Here is a 25,915-nt window from a genome sequence, read left to right on the forward strand (position 1 = left end):
GCGGCGGGCGCATGCCTTAAAACAACCCCGCCTGCGATCGCGGAAGCATGTAGCGGATCGTGAAGGAAGGTCCATCGCCGGCTGGTGGCGCATGGACTACCTGGTCGCCGACGTTTTGCAACTGCCGCATTGCCTCGCACGCCATTGAGTGCAGGTTCTCGTCTGGGCTGACGACGCGGTGCAGCTCGCCGGCATTGATCTCGACGTGAGAACGGCCCTGCCTGGCCGCCCTGGCAATCTGAGCCTCAAGTTCCTCCCGGAAGTCGTCCATTGTCGCCATCGTGGTCCCCCGCTGGTCGTCGCAGCCGTGCGGTCCGACTCGCATTCATCCCGGCTTTCCTCTGCGACGCAACCGTAGAGCTTGGACCCTGGGAAATTTCCCAGGTGCCCGGCCTGAGCGCCAGGCGCTAGAGCTTTCGCCCTGGGGCCGTTTGGTCGGGGACGTACCGATATGGAAGAATTGATTGCGCAGCTCGAGAAGTTTCGGGCGGAGGTGGAATATTGTGCTCGACTGGCAAGAACATCGCCCGACAGGCAGACGCGCGCGCTGTTCGAACGGCTCGCTGAACGGCTCGGAGAGATGGTGCAAGAGATCGAGACGACGATCGCCGCGCGGACCAAGCTGAGTGGCCGCTGGGAATAGGTGCGATAAGAAAACGTCGTCAGCCGCGCGCGGAAGTACTGACTTAGCCTCGCTGATTTCGTTGACAAAAGTGGCTTGGTTTTCTCGCCTTTTGAATACCCTTTTCGGGCGAGAAAAAATTCCCTATTCGTTCTCACATGCCCGACGACCTCACTATGCGCCGCACCGTGATCGGCGGCGAAACCACGCCCGACGACTACGAGGTGATCTGGGACGAGCTGGTGATCGGCCGCATATACCGCTCAATCGGTATCGGCAGCCAAGGCGGCTGGTCCTGGACAGCCTTCCTGCCGAACGTGCCCCAGCGCGATCAGCACCGCGGCGGCGCCGGCAGCCTCGCCGAGGCCAAGGCCAGGTTTCGAACCGCCTGGGAGGATCTGCACGGTCAGATCGGCTACGACCAGATCAGCAAGGCACGTGAGATCCAGGGCCGCCGCCGGCCGTGGCACCGGTAGCTGAGAAGCCGCTTGCCCTCACTACTCGGTCCGCTCGGGCTTTCCACGCTCCCGCGCCTTCTGCTTCTCAAGCTGCTCTTCCGCGAACAGCACGACGAGGCGTCGAGCGTCCTTGTTCTGGGCGCAGCTGGACATCAACCCGCTGTTGGTCGCCCAGCGCCTCTACGCCCAGCGCGGCAACCTGGTCGCGATGCGGGCCGTTGTGCTGGTGGCGATCGCCGAACGGGGTGCGTCATGACCGGCGTCAGCCTCATCATGGCCGGCGCCCTGCGCCGCGATCTCATGGCGCGCGGCGTGCGGCATCTCGACTTTAAGACTTGCCATGCGCTTGTCACCGGCATGCTGCGCAGCATCGGCACGATCGAGCGCGGCACCCGCGAAGATGATGCGCCGCGGCGCTGCGCCACGAACGAGGTCGACCTCGACGGCAGCTGTATGACGTGCGGGGCGGCCCAGGGCGAGATTTGCCGGAGGGAGCCGTGACCCAACGCTTCACCTTGGCCGAGGCCGCCGCCGAGTTGAAGGCTCCGTCGCCTCGTTGGCTGGCGGAATGGCTCCGTGCACACCCCCGGGATAACTCGGGCGAACCCTATTACACGCCTGTGGGGCGGGATAAGGTGTTCCGCTCAGACGACATCGCCCGCATAGAGTTTGCGTTACGGGAGGAGTTGAAGTGCCGCTCAAGCTCAGGCCGCCGCGGAAGGGCAAAACGCCCAATTTCGAAATCCGAGGAACCTATCTCGGATGCCGCGTGGAGGTTAGCAGCGGCACTCACAAACGATCCATCGCTCGCGACAAGCTCGTCGAGATCGAAGAATGCATCGAGCGGCACGGAAAATACCCGGCCCCGGAAGTTAAGCCTGATCCCGGGCGGCCGACTTTCCTGACGGCGGCGAATGCGTGGATGCAGTCGGGCGGCGACCGCCGCTATGTCCCTATGCTGCTGAAGTATTTCCGAGAGACGCCGATCGACGAGCTCGGCCAGGCAGCGATCGACGCCGCTGCCCTGACGCTGCTGCCGCACGGCGCGCCCGATTATCGCAACCGCGCCGTCTACGCTCCGACGATTGCCATCATCCGGCACCAGCTCGGCGACAAGGCACCCGTGTTTCGACGTCCGAAAGGCTCGAAAGGCCGCCAGCGCAAGGACTTCATGTGGCCGGAGGATGCCGGTCTCATCCTGACAGAGGCCGCCAAGATCGATCCGGAATTCGAGCTCTATCTGCTGGTGCTGCTTTACAACGGCATCCGCAAGAGCGAGGGCCTGCACGCGCTGGCGGCCAATACGCGGCCGGAGGATCTGGCGCTGTGGCTGCCGACCACCAAGAACGGCGACCCGCGCATGCTGAAACTGCGCGGCGACGTCGCAATGCGGCTGCAGGCCCATCTGGAGGCCCACCCCGGGCGCGTCCAGCTATTCCGCTTCAAGGAGGGCGGCCACTTCAAACACCTCCTGCTGCGCGCCACGATGGCCGCCTGCGGGCTTGAATGCCCCAAGCGCCGGCCGACCGGCTGGAAGAAGCCGCCGTTCCGGCTCGGCTTCGTCACCTTCCATGTGTTTCGCCACACCTGGGCGACATGGCTGCGGATGTACGGCGGCGCCGACACCAAGGGCCTGGTCGCGACCGGCAACTGGCGCGACGAACGCAGCGCCGCGCGCTACGCCCATGTGGTGCCGCGCGCAGAATGGGACCGCGTCGACAGTCTGCCGACGCTGGGGACAGGACGGGGAAAAGCCGTCAACGACTGAAATTCGCCTGTATATACAACAGGCGGACAAGACTCCCCCAATGGCTGGCCGCAACTTTTTTAGGGTGTACTTCGCTTAGTTCTGCGGCGCCTGCCGCGACCAGGGCACGCGCGCGACGGTGAAATCGCGCCATGTGCTTTGCAGGACGGGTTGCACCCCGATCGACGCGCGCGCCTGCCAGCCTGCGATCGCCGCCGCGGCGATGGTGCCGTCGGGCTCGGCATCAAGCCCGTCCAGCAATGATGCCGTAACCGCCATGTCGTTGACGGCGCCAAGCTGCTCCTGCAAGCCGGCGAGCCTTCGCGAGAATTTTCGCGTGGATTTGCGGTCTGCGAACAGCGGCAGCAGAAACTCGCTGAGATAGCGCAGCCGCTTGGTCGCGAGCCGCAGGCGGTGCAACTGTTCGGCGGAAAGCGACTTGAAGCGGCGGCCGCGCTTGAGCACCTTGGCGTATTGCGCCGATAGGATGCGTGCCGCGAAGTCGGCCGCGGGTTCGGCGAGCTGGCCGAGATCCTCGGTGGCGACGTCGTTGCGCCAGCCGCGCGCCTCGATCCAGTTGCCGAGGCCGAGCAGGAACATGGCGCAGCGGCGATCTTCGAGGGCGCCATGCGCCTTGCGATAGGCGTCGGACTGGCGCCCGGCCGCAGCCAGGCCCAGTGCATCGAAGCCCGCGACCGACGGACAGGCTGTTGCGATCTTCGGCAAGGTATCGAGCCGGAACACATCCCAGTCGCGCGCAGCGGAGAGCTCTTGCGCCAGCCATCTGGCTTCCAACCGCAGCGCATCGAGATTGCTGAGCGCGCCGACCGACCCCATCAGATCCAACGCCGATCGAAGCCGGCGCAGCGAGACGCGCAGCTGATGGATTCCTTCCGGCTTGCGGCCATCCTCGGCCGCCGGCAGCGACTGAAGCAAATGGAGGAAGCAGGAACGCAGGATTGTCGCGAACGCCTCGTCCAATGTCACCGACGGATCGAGACGAAGTTTTCGCGGACGCCGCGCCGAGGGTGGCTTGTCGGCGGCAAGATCGAAGCCGCGTGCCGATTTGGAGCGAATGGACGGCTTTACGTCGCCGTGCTCCGCGAGCCGCAGCGCGATCTCGTAGACCGCGCTCGCGCTGCCGCTCTTGAGCTCCAGCTCGATCTCGCTCACCGGCAGTGAACGGTCGCCGGCCGTCAACTCACCCTGGTCGAAGGCGATCTCGACCGTGCCTGACGGCAGTTCGATCGGCCGCGCATGGCGATGGACATCGGCGGTGAAGACCGATTCGAGCGGCTGCGCTTCCAGGTTGCCGCGAAGCTTCTCGGGAATGAACGGCATTGCCAAACCGAGATCGGGCGCAAGCGACGGTACCCTCATCTCCCACTCACCACGGCGGAGCGGATCGTCCACCGCATCGGTCTTCACGGTCTGCACGAAGCGCGCGCCGCTCTGACGAACGCGCAAGCTCAAGCCGTGGCGACGCAACGTCCGCTCCGGCGTGTCGTAATAGACGGACTTGAGATGTTTGCGCGCGCCCTTGTTGCGCGCGTTCATCGCGATCACAGGCGCGGCCTTGAAATGCGCCATGCGATCGGCATCGACGAAAAGCTTGAGCTCGATCTCACCGGCACCATGCGCGGCAGCGCTCGACCGCAGTGGTTCCGTTGCCGGTTCCGCGTCTTGCAATGGCGTCTGATCGATCACAGGTTCCGCGACGAGTTCGGCCGGCTCACGCTGCCTGAAGAAGCCAGCAACGACTTGCGTTCTCTTGTTTTCCCTTGCAACAGGATTTCCATCCCGCGCGCTCGGAGCCTTGCGAACCGGCGTTGCGTCTGACTTCAGCATTTACGGTAACATGACAGTTCGATGACAGAGCGCCATCCTATAGCCGGTGTGGCTCGCGAGGAATAGTCACGTGACGTCGCAGCGCCCTACCGTCCACACGAGGCTGGGAGCGCACAATCCAGCTTGACCACAGGAACTAAATTGCCGCTGGGCACAGCAAGCGATCGAGTTGACTGCGAATCCCGCCCTTCTCGAAACCGAGATGAACGCGTCAGCGAGCTTGACTCATGCCAACCTTCCCGCAATCGGTGGCGATGGCGTCGAGCGCGCTGCCCTGTCCCTCCGGCTGTTGCTTCATCGGCTAGCGGCACAGGCAATCACAAGGAGTTGGCATGACGTCGTTCCGTCCCGTCATCGCGTTGTCCAGGGGCCTCGAAGTCCTTCGGGTGATCAATCAGGAACGGCAGTCGACCGTCGGCTCGCTGCACAAGGCGACGGGGCTGAACAAGTCAACGATCGTCCGCATGCTCGAGACGCTGGAACATGAAGGTTATGTGGTACGTCGTACCGAGCCGGCCAGCTACGCGCCGACGGGACGGGCGCTGCTGCTCAGCGCAGGCTATGATGAGCCGACCTGGATTGGCGGCATCGCCGAACCCATCCTGAACAAATTCCGCAAGCAGATCCATTGGCCGTCAGACATCGCGGTGCTCGATCAGGAGTCCATGGTCATCGCCCACACGACGCGCGTCGATGGATCGCTGCTGTTCAGCCGCCCGCCGGGTTTTCGCTTTCCCGTCCTCGGCACCTCGATGGGACGCGCCTATCTCGCCTTCTGCGAACCCGCCGAGCAGGAGCGCATTGCCGCACGGCTGGCCCTTGGTCCGGAGCCCTGGAACGATCTGGCGCGCAATCCCGGCAGACTTGCCAAAGTGCTGCGCACGATCCGTAGCGCGGGGTTCGCAGTCATGGACGAGACCTACAGCCGCCGCGTCTTCGGGGGCGCAGTGTGGGCGATCGGCGTACCCGTCGTTTTGCGGAATCGCCTGTTCGGCAGCATGAACGTGATGATGCTTCGCGAGGCGGTCGGTCTGGAGGACGGTGTGCGGCGCTTCGTACCGCCGATGAAGAAGGTCGCTTCCGCACTTGCCGAGGCGCTCGGTGCCAAGCTTGCTGCGCCGGGTTCTCCTGCAGGTCGGCGATGATCATTTCACACAGTGAAACGATATTTTGATTTCTTGACCCCCCTTCCTGCCCGTGTGACACCTCGTTGCGGCGGCTGCCGGCTGCCCAATGACACAGGGAAAAGGGGAGGCCGAAGTGCGGACATCCGCGAGAATTTGGGCTGCCGCGATGGCATGCCTGACGATGGCCGCTTCTGAAACGGCTTTGGCCGAAGCCTGGCCGACCCGGGCAATCAGGATCGTCGTCTCCACGCCGGCAGGCGGCATCACCGATGCCTTCGCCCGCGCCTATGGCGACTATATCTCGCAGAAGCTTGGCCAGCCGGTCATTGTCGAAAACAAAACCGGAGCCAGCGGTGCGCTGGCGGCACAGTCGGTGAAGGATTCCCCGGCCGACGGCTACACGCTGATGTACACGATCTCGTCCACCTTGCTCGGTAACCGGCTGTTGTTGAAATCGCTGGCCTATGATCCGGACAAGGATTTCACGATCGTCGCGATGACGCCTTCGGGGCATCTGCCGCTGGTGGTCCATTCCGCCACCAATGCAAAGACGATCGAAGAGTTCTTCGCGTACGCACGTGGCAACAAGGTCACGGCCGGCTCGTACGGCATCGGCTCGTTCGCACATATTGCGATCGCCGAGCTCAACCGGCAATTCGGTCTGGACATTTCCATCGTGCATTACCGCGGCGAAGCGCCGATGTGGCAGGATCTGGCCGCGGGGGTGATCCAGGCGGCCGTCGGCAGCTATCAGGCTGCGCTACCGGTGCTCGATACCGGCATCGGCCGCCCGATTGCCGTGCCGACACCAGTGCGCATGAAGAAGCTGCCCGAAACCAAGACATTTGCCGAGCAAGGGGTCACGGGCAATGTCTTCCAGCTCATCAGTTTTACCGCGCTGGTGGCGCCCGCTGCGATGCCGGCAGACCGGATCGACATGCTCGCCAAGTTGATGGTCGAAGGCGGCAAGACGGAGCGCGTGCAGAAGCTGCTCGATGCCTTCGGCGTCGACCAGCCGGCCATGGATCGCGCATCCTCGATTGCGCTCTACGAAAAGGAAGGGCCGATCTGGCTCGAGTCGATCAAGACTCTCGGATTAGAGCCGCAATAGCCGCCGTCGCGCCCAGCCGGGTGCGGACGCGCCTCGTTGAGCTCAGACCCCGAGCACGTCCGCGAGTCGCAACTCGTCAGCGGCGGGATCCTTCAGAAACAGCTCGGCCTCGATCTCGTTCAGATGCGACAACATCTGCGCGCGCGCGGCCTCCCTGTCGCATTTGCGGATCGCGGAGACGATTCCGGCGTGATGATCGGTGCCGCAGGCCGGCGTGTCATGCCGGCGGTAGAGCAGGATGATCAGCGAGGACCGCGCGATCAGCTCCTTGAGAAAACCAAGATAGATGCTGTGGCCACTCATCTCGGCGACGAGTCGATGGAAGTCGCCGGAGAGGCGGACCGAAGCACGCGCATCGCCACGCAGCTCCGCCTCGCGCTCCTCGGCAAGATGCCGCTGGAGACGCCCGATCCAGGCCGGCGACACCGCGTCAACGGCGTGATCGACGATTGTCGGCTCGATCAGGCGGCGCGCCTCGAACACTTCGCGGGCGTCCGCAGGCGTCGGCCGCGCGACGAAGGCGCCGCGGTTCTTCTCGATGTTGACGATGCCCTCGTGCGCGAGCTGTTGCAGCGCGGTGCGAACCAGCGTTCGGCTTGCTCCGTAGATCTCGCCGATCTCGTCCTCGCCGAGTTTCGTGCCGGGCAACAGGCGATGCTCGAGGATCGCCGCAGTCACACCTTCCCGGATGCGGCTGACGCGATCGCTCGCATCTGGCGCGTCGGATTTCGGTCGGGACTTGACGGCCATGGGGGTGAGGACTCGATCGTCGACGAGGGCGTTGAATCCTAATCGACCAGCTGTATCCAATCACAGGCGAAACTTTATACAATCCGCGCCTGTTTTGTGTGCACGCAACTGCGAAGGCAGCGAACCGCCCAAGCCCGTGGGATTCGATCTAACGATCTGACTCCGCTGCACTGTTTTGGAATTCGGCCGGCCGAGAACGATTCAAGCGCGATTGGCATGGACCTTGCGGAGAGAGGCGCAGCATCGCCCTCGCCCCGGACACGCCATGGCCACTCCCGCCGCCCTCGAACTGGTCGCCGTCACCAAGCGCTACGACACGACGCTGGCGGTCGACACCGTCAATCTGAAAATCCCGGCCGGCACTTATTGTTGCCTGCTCGGCCCCTCCGGCTGCGGCAAGACCTCGACCTTGCGCATGATCGCCGGCCACGAGGCCGTCAGCGAAGGCGACATCATCCTGGGTCCGCAGAACGTCACGGATCTCGAACCCGCCAAGCGCGGCACGGCGATGATGTTCCAGTCCTACGCGCTGTTTCCGCACCTCACCGTGCTCGACAACGTGGCGTTTGCCCTGAAAATGCGCGGCATCGACCGGGCGACGCGGCACAAGCGCGCCGGCGAGTTGCTCGAGCTGGTGGCGATGACGCCCTATGCGGCCCGCCTCCCCGCACAGCTGTCCGGCGGCCAGCAGCAGCGCGTCGCGCTCGCCCGCGCGCTGATCACGGAGCCGCAGATCCTGTTGCTCGACGAGCCGCTCTCGGCGCTCGATCCGTTCCTGCGGGTGAAGATGCGGGGCGAATTGAAGCGGCTGCAGCGCGAGCTCGGCATCAGCTTCGTTCAGGTCACGCACGGCCAGGAAGAGGCGATGGCGCTGGCCGACCACATCGTGGTGATGAACCAGGGCAGGATCGAACAGCAGGGAAGCGCCCGCGACATCTTCCATCACCCCCGCACCGAATTCGTGGCGCGCTTCATCGGCGGTCACAACGTCCTCAGCGACGCAGGCAAACTCATCGCCGTGCGCGCCGATCAGCTCGGCATCGCGCCGTTCACTGACGGCGCCTTCGGCGCGCCCGCGCTACTGACCCAGACCGAGTACCAAGGCTCCTACATCGCCGTCTCGCTCACGCTCGACGACGGGACCGCCCTGTTTTCCCACCTTCCCGAGGCCGCCTTCGACGTCCACCAGTTCCGGCCGGGCGATCGCGTGCTGGCCATCTGGGATCCCGCCAAGGCGCAACGTCTGCAATAGCGCCGATCAATCACCGGAATGCGCAACAGAGGAGTGAGTGATATGACCGAAACGACCAGGAAGAAGGGCCTTAGCCGCCGCACGCTACTGAAGAGCACCGCGGGTCTCGCCGGACTTGCCGCGGGCTCCGGCGCCATCACAGGCTTTCCCTATGTAATGTCGGCCGAGCCGAAGGTGCTGCGCTATCTCGGCACCGCAGTGAACGAGGGTGACGAGATCTCCAAGCAGTGCCTGAAGGACACCGGCATCAAGATCGAATATATCACCGCGACCACCGACGACGTCACCAAGCGCGTGATGACCCAGCCGAATTCCTTCGACGTGCTGGACACCGAATATTTCGCGCTAAAGAAGATCGTGCCGTCGGGCAACATCCTTGCCCTCGACGCGAGGAAGATCAAGGAATTCGACAACATCACGCCGGTCTTCACCAAGGGCGTCACGCCCGGCGGCAAGAAGATCGGCGGCCAGGGCACCGCACCCTGGAAGGTGCTCTATCTCGAAGGCAAGGACTCCAAGAAGTTCGCGACGTCTGCCACCGAGTTCGTCACGCTGATCCCGACCGTCTACAACGCCGACACGCTCGGCATTCGCCCCGATATCATCAAGCGTCCGATCAGCTCGTGGGCCGAGCTGCTCAACCCCGAGTTCAAGGGCAAGGCCTCGATCCTCAACATCCCCTCGATCGGCATCATGGATGCCGCGATGGTCGTGGAAGCCACCGGCAAGTACAAATATGCCGACAAGGGCAACATGACCAAGGAAGAGATCGATCTCACCATGAAGGTGATGACCGAGGCCAAGAAGGCGGGCCAGTTCCGCGCCTTCTGGAAAGACTTCAACGAGAGCGTCAACCTGATGGCCTCGGGCGAGACCGTGATCCAGTCGATGTGGTCGCCGGCGGTGACGAAGGTCCGCTCGATGGGGATTGCCTGCACCTTCCAGCCGCTCAAGGAAGGCTATCGCTCCTGGGCCTCCGGCTTCTGCGTCTCCAAGGGCGTCTCGGGTGCGAAGCTCGAATGGGCCTATGAGTTCGTCAACTGGTTCCTGTCCGGCTATGCCGGCGCCTATCTCAACCGCCAGGGCTACTACTCGGCCGTGCTCTCCACCGCGAAGGCGCATATGGAGCCTTACGAGTGGGCCTATTGGATGGAAGGCAAGGCGGCCGAGAAGGACATCAAGGCGCCCGACGGCTCGCTGCTCGAGAAGGCTGGCGCCGTGCGCGACGGCGGCTCCTACGAGGACCGCATGGGCGGCGTCGCGTGCTGGAACGCCGTGATGGACGAGAACGACTACATGGTCCGCAAGTGGAACGAGTTCATCGCGGCGTAATCTGATGGACACGTCGGAGGACATTTTGCAACAGGCATCTCCGGACCTGGTCCGGGGATCGGAGACGGCGCGCCGCAGCAAAGCGGCGCGGCTGTCACCCTCCTTCATCTCCTGGCTCCAGGCCGGGCCGATGATGCTGGTGTTCCTCGCCTTCTTCCTGATCCCGCTCGTCTTCGTCGTCATCGTCTCGTTCTGGGACTACAACGAATACCAGTTGCTGCCGGCCTTCTCGGGCCGCGGCTACACCGACACGTTCGAGGGCTGCATCGCGCAGCTCCCCGATCTCTGCACCATCGCCAAGACTTATCTGAAGACGCTAAAGCTTTGTTTCCTCGTGTGGGTCATCACACTCTTCATCGGCTTCTGGGTCGCCTACTTCCTCGCCTTTCACGTCAAGTCGAAAACTTGGCAGATGGGACTGTCGCTGCTCTGCACGATCCCGTTCTGGACCTCCAACGTGATCCGCATGATCGCCTGGATTCCGCTGCTCGGGCGCAATGGCCTTGTCAACTCAGGCTTGGTGAAGACGGGGCTGATCAACCATCCCGTTGAATGGCTGCTGTTCTCCGAATTCTCCGTGGTGCTGGCGCTGGTGCACCTCTTCACCTTCTTCATGGTGGTGCCGATCTTCAACTCAATGGTTCGCATCGACAAATCGCTCATCGAGGCCGCCTATGACGCCGGGGCGACCGGTTTCCAGACGCTAGTCAACGTCATCATTCCCCTGGCAAAACCCGGCATCGTGATCGGCTCGATCTTCGTCATCACCATCGTGATGGGCGACTTCATCACCATCGGCGTGATGGGCGGGCAGCAGATCGCGGCCGCCGGCAAGATCATCGAGACGCGGGTGAATGCGCTGCAATTCCCGGCAGCAGCGGCCAATGCCGTGATCCTGCTCGTCATCACGTTCCTGATCATCACCATGATGTCGCGTATCGTCGACATCAAGAAGGAGCTCTAGAGCATGAAGGAAGGACGCCCGCGCTCTTTCTACGTGCTCGCGATCTTCTTCGCGGCCTACACGCTGTTCCTCTACGGCCCGATGATCGCGATCTATGTGCTGTCGTTCCAGGGACCGCAGGGCGGCCTCACCTTCCCGATGAACGGTGTATCGACTTTCTGGATCGCAAAATTGTTCCAGGGCACCGGCATCGTCGATCTCGGCGCCGCCTTCCGCCGTTCGCTGCTGCTTGGCATTATCGTGATGATCGTCACCGTCGTGCTGTCGGTCGCAGCGGGCATGGCGTTTCGCCGCAAGTTCAAGGCGCAAAGCATCCTGTTCTACTCCGCGATCGCGAGCCTCATCGTGCCCTCGATCATCACCTCGCTCGGCATCTCGCTTGAATTCCGCATCATCGACGATCTGATCAAGGCGCATTGGAACGAGAATTTCGAGACCTCGATGGGTCTGCTCACCTCGGGCCTCGGTGCACATCTGACCTGGACGCTGCCGTTCGGCCTTCTCATCATGTTCGCGATCTTCAATCGCTTCGATCCCAGGCTCGAGGAAGCCGCGCGCGATCTCGGTGCGACACCGTGGCAGGCGTTCCGTCATGTCGTGCTGCCGATCATCCTGCCCTCCGTGATCGGCATTGGACTGTTCGGCTTCACACTGTCCTGGGACGAACTCGCGCGTTCCAGCCAGGCGATCGGGGCGGTGAACACGCTGCCTCTCGATCTCCAGGGCCTCACCACCACCGTGACGAACCCCGACATCTATGCGCTCGGCACCGTGATCTCGGCCGTCTCGTTCACGGTGATCGCGCTTGCGCTTGGCACCATCCACATGCTCAACAAGCGACAGGCGGCCAAAGGCTCGGACGCCGGCAAAGGGCTTGTCTGAGAAGGGGCTTGTCTGATCCGATGCGGCTTCACGTCGTCAATCCCAACACCACTGCGTCCATGACGGTGAAGATCGCCGCTGCCGCGCGCGCGGTCGCCCTGCCCGACACCGTGATCGATGCGCGCCAGCCCACGATGGGCCCGGTCTCGATCGAGGGATTTTACGACGAGGCGTTCGCGGTGCCGGGCATGCTCGGCTGCATCCGCGAGGCCGACCGCGACGGCGCGGATGCGCATGTCATCGCCTGCTTCGACGACACCGGCCTCGACGCCGCGCGCGCTGCGGCAAGGGCACCAGTGATCGGCATTGGCGAGGCCGGCTTCCACATGGCGAGCCTGATTGCCGCGCGCTTCGCCGTGGTGACGACGCTCGGTGTCTCCATCGTGCCGATCGAGCATAATTTGCGGAAATACGGCCTCGCCGAACGCTGCGCGCGCGTCCGCGCCGCCGAGGTGCCGGTGCTCGCGCTCGAGGAGCGCAACACCGATGCGCTCGCTAAAGTCTCTACGGAAATCACGGCCGCGATCCGCGACGATCGCGCAGAGGCCATCGTGCTCGGTTGCGCCGGCATGGCCGATCTCGCCAATGAACTCGCCGCCACGCACAGCCTGCCCGTGATCGACGGCGTCGCCGCCGCGGTGACCTTGGCAGAATCACTGGTGCGACTGGGACTGAAGACCTCCCGGCTCGGGCCCTACGCGGCGCCGCGCTCGAAGACCTATTCCGGTCCGTTTTCGCTGTTTCAGCCCTGATCTCTGCCTCTGACGGGGGCACGGATGCCCTAAGGCATCCTGATTGTTGGTTTTTTTGCTCTTAGCCTCTTTTTGGTCCCATTCCTTGCCGACACGTAACGCTTTCGGGACGCCCCGGTAACCTCAGGTTGCCGGTCTTCGCCACTCACCAAGTTTCAATTTGGGTTTTGTCAGCGATGATCGATCTCGCAGAGGACACACGGTCCCATCCCCTCTTTCGCCTTGGCGCCCAGCCTATCGCGCTGACCGCCGCCGCGCTCCTGCTCCTGATCGCGGGGGTGACCTCGATCGCGATCTGGCGTGCCTATACCGGTGCGGCCCCTGAGGCCGACCGGGTGGTGGCGTCGCGGCAGCTGCAGGCTCGCACCGCACAGGCATCCGAGCAGCTGGTCGAGAAGACCAAGGGGCTGGAGGCAACCCAGCAGGAATCGATTGACCAGCTCCAGGTCGTGCAAGACCAGCTCCAGAGTGTGAAGCGCTTGCTCGCATTCCAGCAGGCCGACACCAAGCGTCTGTCCGAGCAGGTCACGATACTCAACGAGTCCATCGATGGCCTGCGGCAATCCTTTGCCAGCGCCCGGGCGAGCGAGGCGGAGACTCCCTCAGTTACCCGCAGGAAACCTGCACGGCATCGTGTCCATGCCAGTGCACGCAAGCGCTCGCGCGGCTGAGCAGCCGGCGCCGCCACCCTTAAATTTTTGGACTTGTGAACTGGATCACATTCGCCCGTGTGATTCCAAGCGATGCTCGCCGTTACCGGATGGCGTGAGCCGATTTCAATGTCCGGGGCTGGCAAGGTCGTTGACGGTATATTGCGTCAACGGCCTTGTTTTTTGACGGGTACCGCCGCCTATTCGCAGACATCCACGGGGCGGATGCGCCAGCCCGCTGGCGTCATGACGCGCTTCCGCACAACGTAGCAGCCGCCATAACCGCCATCATCGTATCGGGTACCATAGTAATATGGATTGCCGTAATACGGTTGGCCGTAGCCGTAATACCCGCCGTAGTAACCTGCGCCGGCGATACCGGCACCGATGGCGACGCCTGGCCAGAAGCCACCGCCATGCCAGTGGCCGCCATGACCCCAGCCGCCACCACGGCCCCAGCCACCGCCGCCATGACCCCAGCCGCCGTGACCGCCCGCTTGTGCCGCCTGCGGCATCGACGACCCAACCGCCACCACAGCCAGCGCCGTCAACATCATCTTCCGTATCATCACTCGATCCTCTGCGTGGATACCCTCCACGCTCCAAAGCAGGACCAAGCTAATCGGCTTGAGGCGTTCCTGACAGCCTCACTGTCTCACTTCCCCGCGAGCGTCAGCAGCCGCGGCAGATGCTCTTGAGCTTCTTGTCGAGCAGCCGGTTCTCGGCGTTGACGGCGGCGTCGGTGGACCCACCTGCGCCGGTCCCAGTGGTGACGCCGGGTGCATTCGCACCGGACGATTGGGCGGTCCCCAGACTGTTGGTGCCTGGCGCGGGAGCCGGAGAATTGGCGACACCTCCGGCCGATCCTGTGGAGCCGCCGGTGGCTTGCGCGAACGATGCGGCCGGCACCGGGACAAGGGCGAAGATCACGATCACGGTCTTGATTGAACGGGCTATAGGCAATCTGGCCATTGAAATTCTCCTTCGCCGATCAACCGCCGCAGCAAGGACCGGTTCCGGAACAAATGCCGTCGCATCAGCTTGAAACCGGGAAGGCGGGCACGATCACGCGCAAGCTGATCTTCTGCTCCGCAATCAGAAAGGCGCAGTCACGATGAACGATCGCGATGCTTTTGCAGAAGGCGAACGCGCGGCGCGTAAAAACATTCCGGCGGAAGCCAATCCGTACCAGGACGGTAGCGATGAGCATGCCCTATGGTCCGCGGGGCACGAGAAGGTCGCAAGCGCAATAGAAGCGCGCGAGTCCGAAGGAAGCTGAGTTCACCCGATCCGCTTGAGGCCCTTTGTGAAGCGCGGTCCATTGGCGACGTAGAACTTCGCAGCACTCCCCATCTTCTGCACCTGAGCATCGTCGAGCGTGCGGATCACCCGCGCCGGCGAGCCGATGATCAGGGACCGTTCGGGAAACTCCTTGCCCTCGGTGATGACGGAGCCGGCGCCGACGATGCTGTTGCGCCCGATCCTGGCGCCGTTCATCACGATTGAGCCCATGCCGACGAGTGCGCCCTCCTCGATGGTGCAGCCGTGCAGGATGACGTTATGCCCGACCGTACAGTTCCTGCCGATCTGAAGCGGAAAACCGAGATCGGTGTGGCAGGTCGAGCCGTCCTGCACGTTGGCGCCCTCGCCGATCTCGATCCACTCATTGTCGCCGCGCAGCACCGCGCCGAACCAGACGCTCGCGCCCGGCTTCAGGCGCACGCGGCCGATCACGGTAGCGGTCTCCGCGATGAAGTAGTTGCCGTCGGCGGGAAGGTCGGGCGCCTGCCCGTCGAGCTCGTAGATCGCCATGAGGGTCTCCTGTCGCGTCAACCCCAGCCATAGCGAAACGGCGGCCTTGACGCAAAGGGCCGCCGCGCAGGCAGCCCTACAGCGCGCGCATCAGACCAGAACGCCGGCCGCGCGGAGCGTCATCAGGAAGAAGGTGCCGCTCATCATGCTCCAGAAGCCGGCGATGACGGTCGCCATCATCACGAATTCGACGCGGCGGCTCTCCACCTGCCTGCCGCGCAGAGTATTGCGCATGATGATGAAAGGCGCCGCGAACACCAGGAACGGAACCGCCGCGAAGGTCTTCGGCGCCACGCCGTCCTGCAACAGACCGAAGCCGGCCGGCCGCTGTGCGACCGTCTGGTATCCGCTCACGAGCGCTCCCGCGAGCGCGAAACCAATGCCGATCGAGAAGAATGTGTTGAGAGCTTCAGGTGTCATCGGAACAGTCCGCCCTTACGCAACGCGAGGTACCTTCCTGTGACAAAGAGTGCCGGTTAACGCTACATTATCCTTAAGGAAAGGTTAACGCCGCCAGCCGTTCCACGCAGGCCTCTCTCCCTTCCCTGCAGCCGGCCAACGCTCCGCGAAATCGCCACCACGTGGCATATTCGCCGCTGATTCGTCGGCCATCGGCCGACTTCCGGCTCATTCGCGCGGCTCATGACGGTGTTTTCGGCAATTTCCCCTCAATCTCCCCGGGTGCGCACCCGGGCCCACGTCGTCCCGATCGTGCTCGGCGGCATTGCCGCGGTGTGCGCCGTCGCGCTCGTCGCCTATTTGTTGTGGCCGACCTGGGGGCCGAGCGGCGCGAACGCCCCAGACAAGCTGCCGGTGAGCGTCGGCGGCACGCTGTTCAACCTGCCGACCAACGCGATCCGCATGAAGATCCAGCGCCACTCCGGGCCACAGGAGCGGATCGATCTCGACTTCCTGTACCCTTCGCTGGAGCCGCCGGGCGCGCCGAAGCACGTCACCGCCGAGAGCGTGGATGCGGCGATGCAGCCGATCGACCGCATCTTCCTGTCGATCGCCGCGCATCGCGATGCGCTCTCGCCCGAGCAGCGCACCGCCACGATTTATCCACGCTATCTCGACCAGGCCGCGGCAATGCCTCAGGACGGGCTGACGATGCGGATATTCCGCGCTGACACGCCTTACGGCACCGAGGATCTCTATTCTGCCGCAAGTCCCGCGCTGACCGCGCGCTGCACGCGCGATGGTGCGACGCCCGGCATGTGCCTCGCCGAACGCCGCGTCGGCGGCGCCGACCTCACCTTCCGCTTTCCGCGCAGCTGGCTGTCGCAGTGGCGCGATACGGCGGAAGCGATGGAGAAGCTGACGGCGCAGCTGCGCGGCCCGAAGGGCTGAACGCGACCGCGCGACCTGCGCCTCCAAAACAAAAAACTGCGAAAACAACCCCATGCACAGTAGCCAAGCTCCTGTAATGCTTCGTATTTTTCGAAGTCAGCTTCGCGCGTATGGTGTCAGGATGGGGCGGCGGCGAAGCTGTTGCTCGTCCTTGCGAGCGAAGCGAAGCAATCTCGGCTACATTGCCTTTTCATCTCAATGCACGATGCCGTGCTCGTCCGACTCACGGACCGAACCGGCAGGCATCCGCGACAGAGGTTAGTCCTGATTCTCCGCAGAAGTGACGGTGTGTGGCTAAATGAACCGCAGCGATGGGCGGCAGAGGGTGATGACCTGCGGATCCTCACGGACAAGGCCACGGATTTCTGGCGCGAAACCCATTACGGCTTCAATCGCGATAGCGGACATTTCCTGGGCTTTCCGACAGGCGAAGCATTCACCGCAGATTTGCGTGTTCAGGGCGATTTCCGGGCGCTCTATGATCAGGCGGGGATCATGGTGCGCCTCGACGCGCATCATTGGGTCAAAGCCGGAATCGAATTGTCAGATGGCCGCGCTATGCTCGCGAGCGTGCTGACAAACGGGCAATCAGACTGGGCGACAGCACCCTATGAGCATAATGCCAGCGACTTCTGGGTCCGCGCGACCATCGCCAACGGTGTCCTTCGTCTGCAGGTTTCGGCCGACGGCAAATCCTGGCCCCTCATGCGGCTGGCGGCGTTTCCTAAAGCAAACTCCTACCTTGTGGGACCGATGGCCTGCACACCCGAACGGGCGGGGCTAGAAGTCGTATTCTCGACGTTTCGTCTGACACCTCCCCTCGGAAAAGACCTGCACGACCTGAGCTGAACATCACCCTTGCAGAAATATGTTCTTGCAAGAAAGCAAAGGCATGGAGCCGCGCCCGCGCGGCCCCGTTGAGCGAGACGATCGCCGAACTATTCCTGGTCGACGAGGTCGTCCTCGAGGATCGCCATCTGGAATTGGAACGAGCGATCATCGTCCTCGTCGTCGACGAAGAGCACACCGATGAATTCCTCGCCGATATAGACCTCGGCGGAATCATCCTTCTTCGGCCGCGGCACGACGCGGATCTTGGGATTGCCGAATACGCGCTTCAAATACGCGTCGAGCTTCCTAACTTCCTTGACGTCCACGGCAAGTCTCCAATCGAAATCTGGGTTGGCGCGGGTTTTAGGACGAGACGCGACCAACCGCCAGCATGAATTGCCAAAGAATTTTGGGACGAAAGGGGCGGAAAATCCGCCCATTCCGACAAGCTCGAAGGCCCGCCTCAGAGGCCCATCTCAGAGTCCCATGGCGTTGATCATCTGATCCATGGTGCGCGACGGCTCGGCGCAGCCAGCTTCGCCGACGACCTTGGCAGGCACGCCTGCGACCGTCACGTTGTGCGGCACCGGTTTGACCACGACCGAGCCCGCCGCGATGCGCGCGCAATGACCAATCTCGATGTTGCCGAGGATCTTCGCGCCGGCGCCGATCAGGACGCCGTGGCGGATTTTCGGATGGCGGTCCTCGTTCTCCTTGCCGGTGCCGCCGAGCGTAACGCCATGCAGGATCGAGACGTCGTCCTCGATCAGCGCAGTCTCACCGCAGACGAAGCCGGTGGCGTGGTCGAGGAAGATGCCGCGGCCGATGCGCGCGGCGGGATTGATGTCGGTCTGGAATACCGCAGACGCCCGGCTCTGCAGATAATACGCAAAATCCTTGCGGCCCTTCAGATAGAGCCAATGCGCGAGGCGGTGGGTCTGGATGGCGTGAAAGCCCTTGAAATAGAGCAAGGGATCGATGAAGCGCGAGGTCGCGGGGTCGCGATCGTAGACGGCGACGAGATCGGCGCGGAAGGCGTTGCCGAGATCGGGATCGTCGCGCAGCGCCTCGTCATAGGTCTGGCGCACGAGATCGCCCGACAGCGCGGAATGATCGAGCCGGTCGGCGACTCGATGGATCACCGCATCTTCCAGGCGGCTGTGATGCAGCACCGTCGAATAGATGAAGGTCGCAAGCTCCGGCTCGCGATGGACGATGTCCTCCGCTTCGCCGCGGATCCGATCCCAGATCGGATCAAGCGTTGCAAGCTTTCCTCCCGGATTGACCTGATGCACTGCCATGAGATCTGCTCTTTCGAATTGGCTCGTTTCACTGGTTCTATAACACAGTCTAGGCGACAAAGTCCTGACGGGCTTGCCTGAGAGTGAACAGTGCGTTGTCCGGCGGGGGCATGCCAACGCGTTGAATCACAACAGTTTCTTCCGACACCCCGGGCGGCAAGGTCGGCTCAAAATGGTCAGGGTTTCGCCAAATTCAAGCCGGGCGGCGTCAAACTATTGGTGAATTCCGCCTCAACGGTAATTGCGGGCATGGTCCGAGTGAGGACGGAGCGGATTTGACCATCACCACCGATCATGCGCGCGCGGGCGCCGCGGGCTCACTCTGGCTGCGGCTCGCCGCCATCGCCCTGCCGCTCCTGTTGATCGCGCCGGCATTCTGGAACGGCTATCCGCTGTTGCAATGGGATACCGGAGGCTATCTGGCGCGCTGGTACGAGGGCTATCTCGTCCCGAGCCGCTCCACCGTCTTCGGCATCTATCTGCACTATGGCGAAAGTTCAGGGTTCTGGATCAACCTCGCGGTCCAGTCGCTGGCCACGCTGTGGCTGTTGCAGCTCACCTTGCGCGTGCTCTCGATGATGCAGACGTTCCGTTTCGTCGTGATCAGCCTGCTCCTGATCCTGTCGACTGCGCTGCCCTGGCTTGCGAGCATGCTGCTCACCGACATTTTTGCAGGCCTGTCGGTGCTGTCGCTATTCCTGCTGGTCATCGGTGGGCCGCGGACCTCGGCGCTCGAAAAAATCTCGCTGTTCGTCTTCACGGCCTTTGCCGCCGCGACCCACAGCGCCACGCTCGGCGTGCTGCTCGGGCTCTGCATCGCTGGCTGGATGGCGCGGCCGTTGCTGGGGCGCCGGCTTCCGATCGCCGGATTGGCCCAAGCGAGCCTCACCATCCTCGCTGGCGGCCTGATGCTGGTGTCGGCGAACCATGCCTTGTCGGGCAAGTGGACGTGGACGCCCGGCGGCACCGGCGTCGCCTTCGGCCGCATGATGCAGGACGGCATCGTTGCGCGTTATCTCAATGACCATTGCCCACGCAAAAAACTCAAGCTCTGCCCCTATCGCGACCAATTGCCGGCGAGCGCCGACGAATTCCTGTGGGGCAAGAGCATGTTCAACACGCTCGGCCGCTTCGAAGGCATGAACGACGAGATGGGCACCATCGTCGTGGGTTCGCTCGCCGACTATCCTGTCTGGCAGGCCGGCGCGGCCTTGCAGGCGCTGGGCCAGCAATTGCTGCATGTGGCGACCGGCGAAGGCACCAATGGCTGGATCCCGCACACCCGCGGCATCATCGAACGTTATGTCCCCTCGCAGGCCGCGCCGATGCGCGCCGCACGCCAGCAGAATTGGGGACTCGATTTCGACACCATCAACTGGCTGCACGTTCCCGTCGCGCTGGCCTCGATGCTGGCGCTGGTCGCGCTGCTGGCGCATGCCCTCGCGAACCGCCGGCTCGACGACCTGACCTTGCTGGCGGCGACCATCACGCTGGCGCTGCTCGGCAATGCCTTCATCTGCGGCGTGATCTCCGGCCCGCACGACCGCTACGGCGCGCGGATGGTGTGGGTTGCGACCTTCACCGTGCTGATGGCGCTGGCGCGCCGCCTTGGGGAAGACAGCAAAGCGCGGTGAGATTGGGGTGAAGCGCCATCGTGCCTGGTTTCGTCCGAGCAGCGATCGCGTTTATCCAGTAAGACCAGCGCATTCGTTCTCAAGGGTGTTTGGAGCCCTTCATCGCCCCCGCAAATCGGCACACGCGGCGGGGCGGTGGCATGAGCACGACCAGCCGTTAGTCAGCCGACTGCGTGAAAACGGACCCAAGTGCGAGACGGTCAGTGCCGTACAACAACTGAGGCGTTCCGCGGCTAGCTCTTTGTGCCGGTGCCGCCGGCACCGGAAGAATGATTTCGGAAGCGACCCTCCAGTCCTTCCCGACGCGAAGCCAGTTGCTGATCATGAGAAACGGCCTGGCTGTTCCATCTTGCCCCGCATAAGAGACGGTGATGGTCATCGGCACATAGGACTCGGCGACGTCGCGCGTCAGGCCGACAACCCTGAGCTTCGAAAAATCTGGCTCGAGTACGACCGGACGGGGCTACCGATATCATGCAGCTATTGATCAATCGCCGCGTTACCCCAAAAGCCGGCCCAGTTTCCCTCGGACGGGATCGCGCTCTTGGCCACCAAAAGGGCCGAGGGCGATTGCCAGAACATCCGATACAGAGCCTTGAAATCATGCTTGTTTGCCAATTCCATCAGCCTGCCGAACTTCGATTTGATTGCGCTGAGCGTCGCAGCATTCAGCGGCTCTCTGCTGACGGCGGGAGCAGACGCGGCAGACACGGTGGTAAGAGCCACAGCAGTGAGGGTGACAAGAAGTGCCTTATACATGCAGGAATGTCCGTTCCAATGCGTCGCTCACATCATGACAACACTTGTTGCGTTTCCGCGATTGGAGGTGTTCACGTCCGTGAGCTGAAGTGTCGTCAGGACGTTTCAGCACTCTACGGATGCCTGGCTTAAAATGGTCGAGCGGGAGCGCGCGGGCTCCCGGCGCCACAGCGCCGGGAGCGGTACCGTCACCTCGTGAGGGCGGCTTTTTCGATCACCTCAGCGACCTGCTTCGCATGGACGACGAGCGAGGCATGGCTGCCGGTGACTTCCGTCGTCTGGGCGTGGATCCTGGCCGCGAACGACTTCTGGGCCTCGGGCGCGAGCACTTTGTCCTTCGTGCTGATGACGTAGAACGTCGGCTTGTTATGCCAGGCCGCAACGTCGACCGGGGCTTCGAATGCAACGTGGTTCAGCGGAAGCTGCGAGTTGGCCAGGTGCGCGGCGATCTCCGGAGGAAGGTCAGCCGCGACGGCTGACGGAAACACCTTTGGATCGATGTACAGATTGCCCTTCGCATCGGGGTGGATCGCCTTGCCGCCTTCGGTCGGCGGACCGGCCTTTGCCAGCGACGCCAGGGATTCACCGACCTCCGGCGCAAAGGCGGACACATAAACCAGCGCCGAAACCTTGGGATCGTTGCCGGCTTGCGTGATCACCACGCCGCCCCATGAGTGGCCGACCAGAACGGTCCTGCCGGCTTGCTTCGCGAGCGCCTGTTTGGTCGCATCGACGTCGGCGGCGAGCGAAGTGAGTGGATTTTCGACGAGCGTGACGTTGTAGCCTTTCTTGGTGAGAATATCGGCAACCGGCTGCCAGCTCGTCTGGTCTACGAAGGCGCCGTGCACGAGCACGACGTTGTGGGCTGCCCCCTTGGGCAGTTCGGCGGAATGTACGGCTCCGACCAACGTCGTTCCGGCCAGGAGGACGGTGGCGGCTGAGAGGAGAATAGTTCGCATTGTTTGTTCCTGTTGGCATATCGGACGAAAGTAGTCCGGGGGAATGGACAGGCGTTTCCAGCAAGGTCGCGGTTCTTCCATCTGCCGTTGGCGAAATGGTTGCCGCACGTCCCGTCGGCCCGCCGTGGCATGACGTATTCCGTGGACCTCTCGGACGATAGGGACCAATCGTCCGTGTCTTGTGTCCGATCGTCCGCGGTTCTAGTCTCGGGGGATGGATATACTCACCCAGGTGCTCGATCGGGTTCGTCTCGGCGGGACGCTGCTCTTTCACTTCGAGCTCGGCCATCCCTGGCATCTTGAGTTGCCGGCGCGCCCCTACGCCCTGTTTCACTATCTCAGCCAAGGTTCAGCGACCCTCGCGCTCGAACAGGGAGAGGAAATCCAGATCACCGGGGGCGATTTTGTCGTCATCACACGTGGCGAGCCCCATGTGTTTTATTCGGATCGCCGGGCCGAGCCTTTGCGCATCGTGGATATCGAACGGTCGTCGCCACGCCTCGGATTCGTTCGTCACGGCAGCCGTGCAAAGCCGCTCTCGACCATGCTCTGCGGCAATTTCACGGTGTCGCGGCCGACGTTTGGCAGCGTGCTGGAGTTGCTTCCACCCGTGCTCTTGCTGAAGCCGACGTCCGACCGTGGTTGGCTTGAAGCCATCCTGCGCCGCATGATGAGCGAGTCCGCGCTCGAGCGTCCTGGCCAAGGCGTCGCGCTTTCACGACTGACGGAAGTGCTCTTCGTCGAGGTGCTGCGAAGCTGGATCGCGTCTCTCAGTCCCGGGCAAGGCGGCTGGATCGGGGCCATTTCTGACCCCCATATCGGACCGGCGCTGAAGCTGATTCACGAAAGTCCGGAGCAGCTTTGGACGCTGAGCGACCTAGGCCGTCGCGTCGGGCTCGGCCGCTCGGCATTTTCGGCGCGCTTCACTAGGCTCGTGGGCCAGCCCATGCAACGTTATGTGATCGAACGCCGGATGGCGGAGGCGGCGTTCCTGCTGGAAACCAGCGACGAACCGATCGCACGGATTGCCAACCGGATCGGTTACGAGACTGCAGCGGCGTTTTCGAAGTTGTTTCACCGGCACATTGGTCAGTCGCCCGGCCGTTACCGGGCTGCGCGACGCGCCGACGGAGCCCGTGCGCAGTTGGACGGATCGGAATTGCAAGTATCCGATTGACCTCGATAAAGCTGTGGCTTCGAGCTGAGTCTCATATGCGCCCTTAGCGAACCCCGATCCCTAGGTACAGGAATGGACGGTTGCCGAACGGAGTGGATGGCCCACACCGCCTCATCGCCTCAGGCGCGGCGTGAGAGGAAATCGAGCACGCCAGTCTTGTAGACCTTGTCGCCGACTGCGCGCATGTGATCGCGACCGGGAATATCGAGCACTTCCGAACCCGGGATGATGGCACCGAGTGCGCTGGCCGAACCCGCGACGTCGTCGGTGCTGCCGACCGCGATCAGCACGGGCACGTCGATGCGCGCGGCTTCGTCCTTCGTCATGAGATCGCGCGTGCCGCGCAGGCAGGCGGCCAGCGCCTTGCGGTCGGAACGGGTTTGGTCTGCAAAAGCACGAAACGTGCGTCCGACGGGATCGGAGACGTCGTCGAGCGAGGGCGCTTCCAGCGCCTTCGCGACGTTCTCGCCGGGCCCGGTGCCCTCGATCAGGCCGCCGATGCCGATGCCGCCAAGGATTGCCGAACGCAGGCGCTGCGGCTCGTTGAGGGAGAGCCAGGCCGTCATCCGTCCGCCCATCGAATAGCCCATGAGATCGGCCTGCGGGATGGCGAGGTGATCCATCAGCGCGAGCACGTCGGCGGCCATGGTCGGGATGGAGTACTGCGCGGGCTCGTAGAGCTTTGCGCTTTCGCCATGGCCGCGATTGTCGAGCGCAATGACACGGCGGCCGTTCTTGCGCAGCTCCGAGACCCAGGTCGGATAGACCCAGTTCACGTTCTTGCTGGAGGCAAAGCCGTGCACCAGGATGATCGGATCGCCCTCGCCTTCGTCGAGATAGGCAATTTCAACGGCGCCGTTGTGAAAGCTCGGCATCATCAGTTCCGCAATCTTGAGGGGAAGAGGTATCTTAGGCCGTGATGGCAGGGCTTGCCAGAACGGCTTCGGCGGCGATCCGCGCCTGGCGAAGTCGCCGCGCCCGTCTGCGATCGCACCAGGCCTGGGTCAGGCGCTCCGTCGTCGCCTTGATCGAGGACAACAGGCCGAGCAGCGTCAACGCCGCACCGAACAGCCAGAGTGCAAGATTGAACGCCCCGCCGATCAGCAGCAGCGCGCCGCGGCCGAGCAGCTTCAGAATCGCGCGCGTCTTGCCGCCCTGCGCTTCCGCGAGCCGCGCCGCGCGTGCGACGTCCTTGGGACCTTCAGCGATGCGCAAGCTATCCATCGCGCCGCGCGTGCCGGTCTTCTCGACCACGCGCGTAACATCCTTGCCGAGCCGAACCAGCGCGCCGGCCTTCTCGGCGCGGAACGCGGCCTTGATCGCGCTCAAGGTCTGGCCCGGCCGCAGCACCGAGCCGGAGGCAACCGCGTTCTGGAGCATCGGCGTATCGACGACCTCGCGCGCGGACCGGCCGGCCCACGCCGCTAGTCCCTCGCCGAGCCGGCCGACCTTGCGCGCGTCCTTCACCAGCGTCAGCCCGGCGCGAACCGGCGCGGCACCGCCGACGGAGACGTAGGTCACGGCCGTGACCGCGAGACCCGCGGCCGCAAGGCCCAGCACCAGGCGATCGGTCTCCTCGCCCATGGCGAGGTGCTTGCCCTCGCGGACGACGTCCCTGATGTCGCCGATGACGAAGAGATCGCCGGCCACGGTTCCCGACAAGCTCGCAACATCATCCGCGTTGCCGGTAACGAGACCGGTGGCAAACCGTTTTGCGAAATGCGAAGTGGAGTTTTCGGCTTTGACCGCGTCACCGACACGGCTCGGGAGGTCGTCAGGCAGCGCGATGTTGCGGTCGCGCGCCAGTGCGACAAAACTGTCGGCAAGATCGGCATCGCCCGATGCGAGCGCGACCTCGATGTTGTCTTGAATCAGGCGGTCGTTGTGCCGCAGCAGCGCGTCGAGCTTGATCTCTGAGAGCGCGGCGGGATCGTCCTGGGCGGCCAGAATCGCCCCGGCCTCGCGGGCGTGCGGTGCTACCTGCGCGAGCATGAAGCCGCATGCCGCGATACCGGTCAACGCTGTGCTGATTCGCAACCACTTCATGCGGAGAGCCTGGACGGTCCTGAGATCGTTGACGCCTAACGGTTGTCTTTCGTCGCAATTACGCTCGTCCACAGACATAGTATGCCAAAATTGCGACACAACGTCCCCGACGAAAGAAGGGCTTCTCTCAGGCCGCAAGATTGTGTCGAATTTGCATGAGCAAATGAGCATGGGGCATTGCGGAGCTTTCGGTTCCGCTGGACTAGCAATCATCTCCACCCACCAGTATGGTCCGCGGCGCCTTAATAATGCCGCGGCAGTCGTGATTGTGTCTGCCGCCATTGCCACTCCAGGATGAGTACGATGTCCGACCATGTCGTCCCGCACTTCCACAACGATGCCGGTGTCCCCGTCATCGAGATCGGCTCGCAAGAGTTCATGTGCGTGGGCGCCAACCCTCCGTTCGATCATCCGCACGTCTTCCTCGACCTCGGCAACGACAACGAGATCATCTGCCCGTACTGCTCGACTCTGTACCGTTTCGCCGCCGACCTGAAGGCGGGCGAAGCCCGTCCGCCGGAATGCGTCCTGAAGGACAAGGTGGCCTGACC

The 25,915-nt window shown here is 63.3% G+C and carries 31 protein-coding genes and 1 pseudogene; 18 read left to right on the plus strand and 14 right to left on the minus strand.

Annotated features, from left to right (window positions below; genetic code table 11):
* Nucleotides 1-16: 16 nt before the first annotated feature.
* Entirely contained in the window at nt 17-280 is a 264-nt protein-coding gene (locus IVB42_RS11765; protein ID WP_247470204.1) for a hypothetical protein, read from the minus strand.
* A 171-nt stretch (nt 281-451) separates the two neighbouring features.
* Here IVB42_RS11765 and IVB42_RS11770 point away from each other — a divergent pair, with 171 nt between their 5' ends.
* The 5 genes from IVB42_RS11770 (at nt 452) to IVB42_RS42255 (ending at nt 2,848) form a co-directional block, all read left to right on the plus strand.
* Nucleotides 452-643: a hypothetical protein gene (locus IVB42_RS11770; protein WP_247470205.1), complete on the plus strand. Its 192-nt coding sequence runs from the start codon at nt 452-454 to the stop codon at nt 641-643.
* 137 nt (nt 644-780) lie between these two features.
* Entirely contained in the window at nt 781-1,098 is a 318-nt protein-coding gene (locus IVB42_RS11775) for a hypothetical protein (protein WP_247470206.1), read from the plus strand.
* A gap of 112 nt (nt 1,099-1,210) precedes the next feature.
* A complete protein-coding gene (locus IVB42_RS42030) occupies nt 1,211-1,336 on the plus strand; it encodes a hypothetical protein (protein WP_256470504.1) in 126 nt (41 codons plus the stop codon).
* Nucleotides 1,333-1,581: a hypothetical protein gene (locus IVB42_RS11780; RefSeq protein WP_247470207.1), complete on the plus strand. Its 249-nt coding sequence runs from the start codon at nt 1,333-1,335 to the stop codon at nt 1,579-1,581. The genes IVB42_RS42030 and IVB42_RS11780 overlap by 4 nt, the downstream gene beginning before the upstream one ends.
* Before the next feature lie 268 nt (nt 1,582-1,849).
* Complete coding sequence (locus IVB42_RS42255; protein ID WP_247470208.1) at nt 1,850-2,848, plus strand: tyrosine-type recombinase/integrase; 999 nt, start codon at nt 1,850-1,852, stop codon at nt 2,846-2,848.
* A gap of 75 nt (nt 2,849-2,923) precedes the next feature.
* Here the strand turns inward: IVB42_RS42255 and IVB42_RS11790 are convergent, their stop codons facing one another.
* Complete coding sequence (locus IVB42_RS11790) at nt 2,924-4,675, minus strand: CYTH and CHAD domain-containing protein (RefSeq protein WP_247470209.1); 1,752 nt, start codon at nt 4,673-4,675, stop codon at nt 2,924-2,926.
* Between the two features lie 332 nt (nt 4,676-5,007).
* Between IVB42_RS11790 and IVB42_RS11795 the strand changes: the two genes are divergently transcribed.
* Both IVB42_RS11795 and IVB42_RS11800 read left to right on the plus strand, forming a co-directional pair.
* Nucleotides 5,008-5,820, plus strand: a complete 813-nt coding sequence (locus tag IVB42_RS11795) for a helix-turn-helix domain-containing protein (protein ID WP_018455343.1) — start codon at nt 5,008-5,010, stop codon at nt 5,818-5,820.
* Between the two features lie 163 nt (nt 5,821-5,983).
* Nucleotides 5,984-6,913 (plus strand): tripartite tricarboxylate transporter substrate binding protein, encoded by a 930-nt coding sequence (locus tag IVB42_RS11800; protein ID WP_247470210.1) that lies wholly within the window; start codon nt 5,984-5,986, stop codon nt 6,911-6,913.
* Nucleotides 6,914-6,955: 42 nt separating this feature from the next.
* Here the strand turns inward: IVB42_RS11800 and IVB42_RS11805 are convergent, their stop codons facing one another.
* A complete protein-coding gene (locus tag IVB42_RS11805; protein WP_085351121.1) occupies nt 6,956-7,663 on the minus strand; it encodes a GntR family transcriptional regulator in 708 nt (235 codons plus the stop codon).
* A 265-nt stretch (nt 7,664-7,928) separates the two neighbouring features.
* Between IVB42_RS11805 and IVB42_RS11810 the strand changes: the two genes are divergently transcribed.
* From IVB42_RS11810 to IVB42_RS11835, 6 genes are all read left to right on the plus strand, one after another.
* On the plus strand, nt 7,929-8,915 hold the full coding sequence (locus tag IVB42_RS11810; protein WP_085396144.1) for an ABC transporter ATP-binding protein: 987 nt from the start codon (nt 7,929-7,931) through the stop codon (nt 8,913-8,915).
* 42 nt (nt 8,916-8,957) lie between these two features.
* Nucleotides 8,958-10,247: a PotD/PotF family extracellular solute-binding protein gene (locus IVB42_RS11815; protein WP_007602563.1), complete on the plus strand. Its 1,290-nt coding sequence runs from the start codon at nt 8,958-8,960 to the stop codon at nt 10,245-10,247.
* Between the two features lie 4 nt (nt 10,248-10,251).
* Nucleotides 10,252-11,211, plus strand: a complete 960-nt coding sequence (locus IVB42_RS11820; RefSeq protein WP_007602562.1) for an ABC transporter permease — start codon at nt 10,252-10,254, stop codon at nt 11,209-11,211.
* Nucleotides 11,212-11,214: 3 nt separating this feature from the next.
* Nucleotides 11,215-12,093: an ABC transporter permease gene (locus tag IVB42_RS11825; RefSeq protein ID WP_085396140.1), complete on the plus strand. Its 879-nt coding sequence runs from the start codon at nt 11,215-11,217 to the stop codon at nt 12,091-12,093.
* 20 nt (nt 12,094-12,113) lie between these two features.
* Nucleotides 12,114-12,845: an aspartate/glutamate racemase family protein gene (locus IVB42_RS11830; protein ID WP_247470226.1), complete on the plus strand. Its 732-nt coding sequence runs from the start codon at nt 12,114-12,116 to the stop codon at nt 12,843-12,845.
* Nucleotides 12,846-13,021: 176 nt separating this feature from the next.
* A complete protein-coding gene (locus tag IVB42_RS11835) occupies nt 13,022-13,516 on the plus strand; it encodes a hypothetical protein (protein ID WP_247470212.1) in 495 nt (164 codons plus the stop codon).
* A gap of 179 nt (nt 13,517-13,695) precedes the next feature.
* Here the strand turns inward: IVB42_RS11835 and IVB42_RS11840 are convergent, their stop codons facing one another.
* The 5 genes from IVB42_RS11840 to IVB42_RS11860 form a co-directional block, all read right to left on the minus strand.
* The gene (locus tag IVB42_RS11840) at nt 13,696-14,064 is read right to left on the minus strand and encodes a hypothetical protein (protein WP_247390282.1); all 369 of its coding nucleotides are present in this window, start codon (nt 14,062-14,064) and stop codon (nt 13,696-13,698) included.
* Nucleotides 14,065-14,167: 103 nt separating this feature from the next.
* On the minus strand, nt 14,168-14,467 hold the full coding sequence (locus tag IVB42_RS11845; protein WP_247335619.1) for a hypothetical protein: 300 nt from the start codon (nt 14,465-14,467) through the stop codon (nt 14,168-14,170).
* 64 nt (nt 14,468-14,531) lie between these two features.
* Complete coding sequence (locus IVB42_RS11850) at nt 14,532-14,705, minus strand: hypothetical protein (protein ID WP_247470230.1); 174 nt, start codon at nt 14,703-14,705, stop codon at nt 14,532-14,534.
* A gap of 71 nt (nt 14,706-14,776) precedes the next feature.
* Entirely contained in the window at nt 14,777-15,307 is a 531-nt protein-coding gene (locus IVB42_RS11855; protein WP_018455332.1) for a gamma carbonic anhydrase family protein, read from the minus strand.
* Nucleotides 15,308-15,397: 90 nt separating this feature from the next.
* On the minus strand, nt 15,398-15,727 hold the full coding sequence (locus IVB42_RS11860) for a hypothetical protein (RefSeq protein WP_007602553.1): 330 nt from the start codon (nt 15,725-15,727) through the stop codon (nt 15,398-15,400).
* Nucleotides 15,728-15,949: 222 nt separating this feature from the next.
* Between IVB42_RS11860 and IVB42_RS11865 the strand changes: the two genes are divergently transcribed.
* Both IVB42_RS11865 and IVB42_RS11870 read left to right on the plus strand, forming a co-directional pair.
* Nucleotides 15,950-16,657 (plus strand): hypothetical protein, encoded by a 708-nt coding sequence (locus IVB42_RS11865; protein WP_247470214.1) that lies wholly within the window; start codon nt 15,950-15,952, stop codon nt 16,655-16,657.
* Between the two features lie 264 nt (nt 16,658-16,921).
* Complete coding sequence (locus IVB42_RS11870; RefSeq protein WP_026232925.1) at nt 16,922-17,506, plus strand: DUF1349 domain-containing protein; 585 nt, start codon at nt 16,922-16,924, stop codon at nt 17,504-17,506.
* An 89-nt stretch (nt 17,507-17,595) separates the two neighbouring features.
* Here the strand turns inward: IVB42_RS11870 and IVB42_RS11875 are convergent, their stop codons facing one another.
* Both IVB42_RS11875 and cysE read right to left on the minus strand, forming a co-directional pair.
* Complete coding sequence (locus IVB42_RS11875) at nt 17,596-17,814, minus strand: DUF3126 family protein (protein WP_007602550.1); 219 nt, start codon at nt 17,812-17,814, stop codon at nt 17,596-17,598.
* Between the two features lie 150 nt (nt 17,815-17,964).
* Nucleotides 17,965-18,789 (minus strand): serine O-acetyltransferase, encoded by an 825-nt coding sequence (cysE, locus tag IVB42_RS11880; RefSeq protein ID WP_007602549.1) that lies wholly within the window; start codon nt 18,787-18,789, stop codon nt 17,965-17,967.
* Between the two features lie 275 nt (nt 18,790-19,064).
* Here cysE and IVB42_RS11885 point away from each other — a divergent pair, with 275 nt between their 5' ends.
* Nucleotides 19,065-20,423 carry a hypothetical protein gene (locus IVB42_RS11885; protein WP_247470216.1) on the plus strand — a complete coding sequence of 453 codons (1,359 nt, stop codon included), beginning with the start codon at nt 19,065-19,067 and terminating at the stop codon, nt 20,421-20,423.
* Nucleotides 20,424-20,580: 157 nt separating this feature from the next.
* Here the strand turns inward: IVB42_RS11885 and IVB42_RS11890 are convergent.
* Nucleotides 20,581-21,182, minus strand: a pseudogene (locus IVB42_RS11890) (hypothetical protein).
* A gap of 188 nt (nt 21,183-21,370) precedes the next feature.
* Entirely contained in the window at nt 21,371-22,141 is a 771-nt protein-coding gene (locus tag IVB42_RS11895) for an alpha/beta hydrolase (RefSeq protein WP_247299772.1), read from the minus strand.
* A 214-nt stretch (nt 22,142-22,355) separates the two neighbouring features.
* Between IVB42_RS11895 and IVB42_RS11900 the strand changes: the two genes are divergently transcribed.
* A complete protein-coding gene (locus IVB42_RS11900) occupies nt 22,356-23,318 on the plus strand; it encodes an AraC family transcriptional regulator (protein ID WP_018455327.1) in 963 nt (320 codons plus the stop codon).
* A gap of 119 nt (nt 23,319-23,437) precedes the next feature.
* Here the strand turns inward: IVB42_RS11900 and IVB42_RS11905 are convergent, their stop codons facing one another.
* Both IVB42_RS11905 and IVB42_RS11910 read right to left on the minus strand, forming a co-directional pair.
* Nucleotides 23,438-24,193: an alpha/beta hydrolase gene (locus tag IVB42_RS11905; RefSeq protein ID WP_026232923.1), complete on the minus strand. Its 756-nt coding sequence runs from the start codon at nt 24,191-24,193 to the stop codon at nt 23,438-23,440.
* Nucleotides 24,194-24,227: 34 nt separating this feature from the next.
* Entirely contained in the window at nt 24,228-25,364 is a 1,137-nt protein-coding gene (locus IVB42_RS11910) for a hypothetical protein (protein WP_247299776.1), read from the minus strand.
* Between the two features lie 303 nt (nt 25,365-25,667).
* Between IVB42_RS11910 and IVB42_RS11915 the strand changes: the two genes are divergently transcribed.
* Nucleotides 25,668-25,913 (plus strand): zinc-finger domain-containing protein, encoded by a 246-nt coding sequence (locus IVB42_RS11915; protein ID WP_007602543.1) that lies wholly within the window; start codon nt 25,668-25,670, stop codon nt 25,911-25,913.
* The last annotated feature ends 2 nt before the right edge of the window (nt 25,914-25,915 follow it).

It is taken from the genome of Bradyrhizobium sp. 45 (genome assembly GCF_023073155.1).
Classification (GTDB): domain Bacteria; phylum Pseudomonadota; class Alphaproteobacteria; order Rhizobiales; family Xanthobacteraceae; genus Bradyrhizobium; species Bradyrhizobium canariense_D.

Coding starts and splice junctions, on each gene's coding strand:
- IVB42_RS11765 (WP_247470204.1), bottom strand. CDS start 280: ATGGCGACAATGGACGACTTCCGGGAGGAACTTGAGGCTCAGATTGCC.
- IVB42_RS11770 (WP_247470205.1), top strand. CDS start 452: ATGGAAGAATTGATTGCGCAGCTCGAGAAGTTTCGGGCGGAGGTGGAA.
- IVB42_RS11775 (WP_247470206.1), top strand. CDS start 781: ATGCCCGACGACCTCACTATGCGCCGCACCGTGATCGGCGGCGAAACC.
- IVB42_RS11780 (WP_247470207.1), top strand. CDS start 1,333: ATGACCGGCGTCAGCCTCATCATGGCCGGCGCCCTGCGCCGCGATCTC.
- IVB42_RS11790 (WP_247470209.1), bottom strand. CDS start 4,675: ATGCTGAAGTCAGACGCAACGCCGGTTCGCAAGGCTCCGAGCGCGCGG.
- IVB42_RS11795 (WP_018455343.1), top strand. CDS start 5,008: ATGACGTCGTTCCGTCCCGTCATCGCGTTGTCCAGGGGCCTCGAAGTC.
- IVB42_RS11800 (WP_247470210.1), top strand. CDS start 5,984: ATGGCCGCTTCTGAAACGGCTTTGGCCGAAGCCTGGCCGACCCGGGCA.
- IVB42_RS11805 (WP_085351121.1), bottom strand. CDS start 7,663: ATGGCCGTCAAGTCCCGACCGAAATCCGACGCGCCAGATGCGAGCGAT.
- IVB42_RS11810 (WP_085396144.1), top strand. CDS start 7,929: ATGGCCACTCCCGCCGCCCTCGAACTGGTCGCCGTCACCAAGCGCTAC.
- IVB42_RS11815 (WP_007602563.1), top strand. CDS start 8,958: ATGACCGAAACGACCAGGAAGAAGGGCCTTAGCCGCCGCACGCTACTG.
- IVB42_RS11820 (WP_007602562.1), top strand. CDS start 10,252: ATGGACACGTCGGAGGACATTTTGCAACAGGCATCTCCGGACCTGGTC.
- IVB42_RS11825 (WP_085396140.1), top strand. CDS start 11,215: ATGAAGGAAGGACGCCCGCGCTCTTTCTACGTGCTCGCGATCTTCTTC.
- IVB42_RS11830 (WP_247470226.1), top strand. CDS start 12,114: ATGCGGCTTCACGTCGTCAATCCCAACACCACTGCGTCCATGACGGTG.
- IVB42_RS11835 (WP_247470212.1), top strand. CDS start 13,022: ATGATCGATCTCGCAGAGGACACACGGTCCCATCCCCTCTTTCGCCTT.
- IVB42_RS11840 (WP_247390282.1), bottom strand. CDS start 14,064: ATGATACGGAAGATGATGTTGACGGCGCTGGCTGTGGTGGCGGTTGGG.
- IVB42_RS11845 (WP_247335619.1), bottom strand. CDS start 14,467: ATGGCCAGATTGCCTATAGCCCGTTCAATCAAGACCGTGATCGTGATC.
- IVB42_RS11850 (WP_247470230.1), bottom strand. CDS start 14,705: ATGCTCATCGCTACCGTCCTGGTACGGATTGGCTTCCGCCGGAATGTT.
- IVB42_RS11855 (WP_018455332.1), bottom strand. CDS start 15,307: ATGGCGATCTACGAGCTCGACGGGCAGGCGCCCGACCTTCCCGCCGAC.
- IVB42_RS11860 (WP_007602553.1), bottom strand. CDS start 15,727: ATGACACCTGAAGCTCTCAACACATTCTTCTCGATCGGCATTGGTTTC.
- IVB42_RS11865 (WP_247470214.1), top strand. CDS start 15,950: ATGACGGTGTTTTCGGCAATTTCCCCTCAATCTCCCCGGGTGCGCACC.
- cysE (WP_007602549.1), bottom strand. CDS start 18,789: ATGGCAGTGCATCAGGTCAATCCGGGAGGAAAGCTTGCAACGCTTGAT.
- IVB42_RS11895 (WP_247299772.1), bottom strand. CDS start 22,141: ATGCGAACTATTCTCCTCTCAGCCGCCACCGTCCTCCTGGCCGGAACG.
- IVB42_RS11900 (WP_018455327.1), top strand. CDS start 22,356: ATGGATATACTCACCCAGGTGCTCGATCGGGTTCGTCTCGGCGGGACG.
- IVB42_RS11905 (WP_026232923.1), bottom strand. CDS start 24,193: ATGCCGAGCTTTCACAACGGCGCCGTTGAAATTGCCTATCTCGACGAA.
- IVB42_RS11910 (WP_247299776.1), bottom strand. CDS start 25,364: ATGAAGTGGTTGCGAATCAGCACAGCGTTGACCGGTATCGCGGCATGC.
- IVB42_RS11915 (WP_007602543.1), top strand. CDS start 25,668: ATGTCCGACCATGTCGTCCCGCACTTCCACAACGATGCCGGTGTCCCC.